The sequence below is a fragment of the Micromonospora sp. 4G55 genome, from assembly GCF_016803375.1.
In genome coordinates this window covers 1-2823 of the sequence record NZ_JAEVHN010000740.1, presented here as the reverse complement: position 1 = coordinate 2823, position 2823 = coordinate 1, and the positions used below count along the sequence as shown (strand labels likewise).

Genomic DNA, 2823 nt, shown 5'->3' with positions numbered 1-2823 from the left:
GCGAAGGTGCGCCCGTACCGGGCGGCCTTGTACTCCAACATGGCGGTGAAGCTGGCCCATCCCGCGTCGTGCACGGACTTGGCGAGCCGGGTCGGCCGAGACCGACGACGCACAGGTCCTCGACGTACACCGCTTGGTTGTCGCGGATGATCGCCGTGGAGAGTTTGTGCTGCCAGTCTCGCCGGGTGTCGGCCACCCGCGCGTGGGCGCGGGCGACCTTGACGACGGCCTTCTTGCGGTTCTGGCTGCCACGCTGCTTGCGAGACAGGTCTTGCTGCAACCGGCGCAGCTTGCGGGCCGTACGGCGTAGGAACTTCGGGGCGGCGACCTTCGTGCCGTCGGAGAGGACCGCGAAGTGGGTCAGCCCCAGGTCGATACCCACCTCGGCCCCGGCCGGCGGCAGCGTCTCGTCCTGCGTGCTCTGCACGACGAACGACGCGAAGTACCGGCCCGCCGCATCCTTGATGATCGTCACACTGGACGGTGCGGAGGGCAGCGTCCGCGACCAGCGCACCTCCAGGTTGCCGATCTTCGGCAACCTGAGTCGGCCGTTGTCGAGGACCCTGAACCGGGCGTTGGCGGTGAAGCGGATGGCCTGCCGGTTGTCCTTGCGGGAACGGAACCGTGGCGGCGTGACCTTGCGGCCCTTGCGCTTGCCGGAGATCGAGGCGAAGAAGTTGCGGTACGCCACATTCAGATCCGCGAGGGCCTGTTGCAGGACCACCGAGGACACCTCGGAAAGCCACCTTCGTTCCGGGGTCGCCTTGGCTGCGGTGACCCGCTTGGACAGTTCGGCGTCCGACAGGTACGGCAGACCCTGCTCGCGGGCTTCCTGCCGCGCACGCAGTCCGTCGTTGAACACCACCCGCGCGCACCCGAACGCCCGAGCCAGCGAAGCCTGCTGCCTCGGCGTCGGGTAGACGCGGTAGTTGTAACGAAGCTGCACGTACAAAACGTACCACGCGTACTATTGCCGGATGGACGATGCACCCCAGGTCGCGGTGAGCGACGCCCGCAAGGAAATCGGCAAGCTGATCGACGCGGCCCACTACGCCGGGCAGCACACCATTCTGGCGAAGAACGACGAACCACGCGCCGTTCTCGTGCCGTACCGGTGGTACATCGAAACGCGGAACCGCCCGGTTTAGGGCACTGCTCCCGCCTTGGCGGCCCTCCCAGCGCGGGCCTTCACCCCCGCCCGGAAAGGCGAAGCACTGCCCCGCATCCCGGTAGCTGCCGCGCGCCACCAGCACCATGCAGAGGTAGGAGGTGTCGTCGTCGCTCGCACCAGGAGACGGTGTCGGCGTCCGCGGGCACCAGCGGCGCCTCGGGGCGTACGACGGTGGTGTTCGTCCGGCCGTCCGGTTCCTGGTAGGTCCGGCACTTCGCCAGCGCCAACTTCAGGTCGCCGATCAGCTTGCGCCCCGGCACGGTGAGGTAGCCGACGACGTACTGCCGGATCCAGACCTGCTCGCCCTTCCACTGCCGCTCCCGGTGCGCGGTCCGCTTGCGGTCCGACGGGAGGTTGTCGCGGTACGGGTGGGCGAGATTGAACGCCTTGGCGGTCTCCGAGGTGACGTCCGCGATGGCCGGGTGGAAGTTGGTCAGCTCGACCATCGCGGCCTTGACCTGACCGCGCACCTCGGCGGTCGACGTCGGGGTGCGTCGTGCCGGCGCGCCGCGTTACACCCGTCAGCTCGGCAGGTAGTCGAACTCGTCCGGGTTGGGGCCCTGCCGGCCGGCCTCGCCCCGGTCCAGCCCGCTGATCCGCTCCATCGCCGCGTCGTCCAGCGCGAAGTCGAAGATTTGGAAGTTCTCCGCGATCCGGCTCGGAGTGGTCGACTTGGGGAAGACGATGTCGCCGCGCTGCACGTGACAGCGCAGCACCACCTGGGCCGGGGTACGGCCGACCTCGTCGGCGACGTCGACCACGGTCGGATCGTCAAGCACCTTGCCCTGGGCGATCGGCGACCACGCCTGGGTGATGATGTTGTGCTGCCGGTCGTACGCGCGCACGTCTTCGTTGCCGAAGTACGGGTGCACCTCGATCTGGTTGACCGCGGGCACCACGTCCGCCTCGGCGGCGAGCCGCTCCAGGTGCGGCACCTGGAAGTTCGACACGCCGATCGACTTCGCCCGGCCGTCGCGCTGGAACTCCTCCAGCGTCTTCCAGGTGGAGACGAAGTCGCCGTCGTAGCGGGTGGGCAGCGGCCAGTGGATCAGGAACAGGTCGATGTGGTCCATCTTCAGCGCGGACAGCGTCGACTCGAACGCCCGGCGGGCGTCCTCCGGCCGGTGGAAGGCGTTGTTGAGCTTGCTGGTCACGAAGACCTCGGCGCGGTCCAGGCCGGAGGTGCGGACCGCCTCGCCGACCTCGGCCTCGTTGCCGTACATCTCGGCGGTGTCGATGTGTCGGTAGCCGATCTCCAGCGCCCGGCTGACGGCCTCGACGGTGTCCTTCGGCTCGATCTGGAAGACCCCGAAGCCGAGCTGCGGGATCGTGTTGCCGTCGTTGAGGGGGATGTCGGGAATCGTGTTCGCCATCCGGCTCTCTCCCCCATCGTCAGGGGCACCCGGCCGGGCGCCGGAAGCGCTTCCACGGCGTCCGCCGCAGTGGTGCCACCCGCCTGTCCTACCCGGTCGGGCCGCTCCCTCACGGGCCCGGCCGGTGATCTGCGACAAGCCCCCACTCCTCAGTCGGACGTGGCGTCGAACAGCACCGGCCAGGGCCGGGCCGACGGCGTCACCGCGGCCGGCGGCGCGGGTTCGACAGTGGCCAGCACCTCGGCCGCGAACTGCCCGAACATCGGTGCCGCGGGGTGC

The 2823-nt window shown here is 69.1% G+C and carries 4 protein-coding genes; 1 reads left to right on the top strand and 3 read right to left on the bottom strand.

All coding sequences use genetic code 11. The annotated features are described in order from the left end of the window. On the bottom strand, positions 1-946 hold a 946-nt coding region (locus tag JNW89_RS33355; protein WP_238452069.1), incomplete at its 3' end, for a transposase. A gap of 31 nt (positions 947-977) precedes the next feature. On the opposite strand from JNW89_RS33355, the gene JNW89_RS33350 reads away from it, so the two are divergent. Then, on the top strand, positions 978-1148 hold the full coding sequence (locus JNW89_RS33350) for a type II toxin-antitoxin system Phd/YefM family antitoxin (RefSeq protein WP_238452068.1): 171 nt from the start codon (positions 978-980) through the stop codon (positions 1146-1148). 40 nt (positions 1149-1188) lie between these two features. Here the strand turns inward: JNW89_RS33350 and JNW89_RS33345 are convergent, their stop codons facing one another. Both JNW89_RS33345 and JNW89_RS33340 read right to left on the bottom strand, forming a co-directional pair. Further along, entirely contained in the window at positions 1189-1641 is a 453-nt protein-coding gene (locus tag JNW89_RS33345; RefSeq protein ID WP_238452067.1) for a hypothetical protein, read from the bottom strand. 51 nt (positions 1642-1692) lie between these two features. Beyond that, a complete protein-coding gene (locus JNW89_RS33340) occupies positions 1693-2544 on the bottom strand; it encodes an aldo/keto reductase (protein WP_238452066.1) in 852 nt (283 codons plus the stop codon). Between the last annotated feature and the right edge of the window lie 279 nt (positions 2545-2823).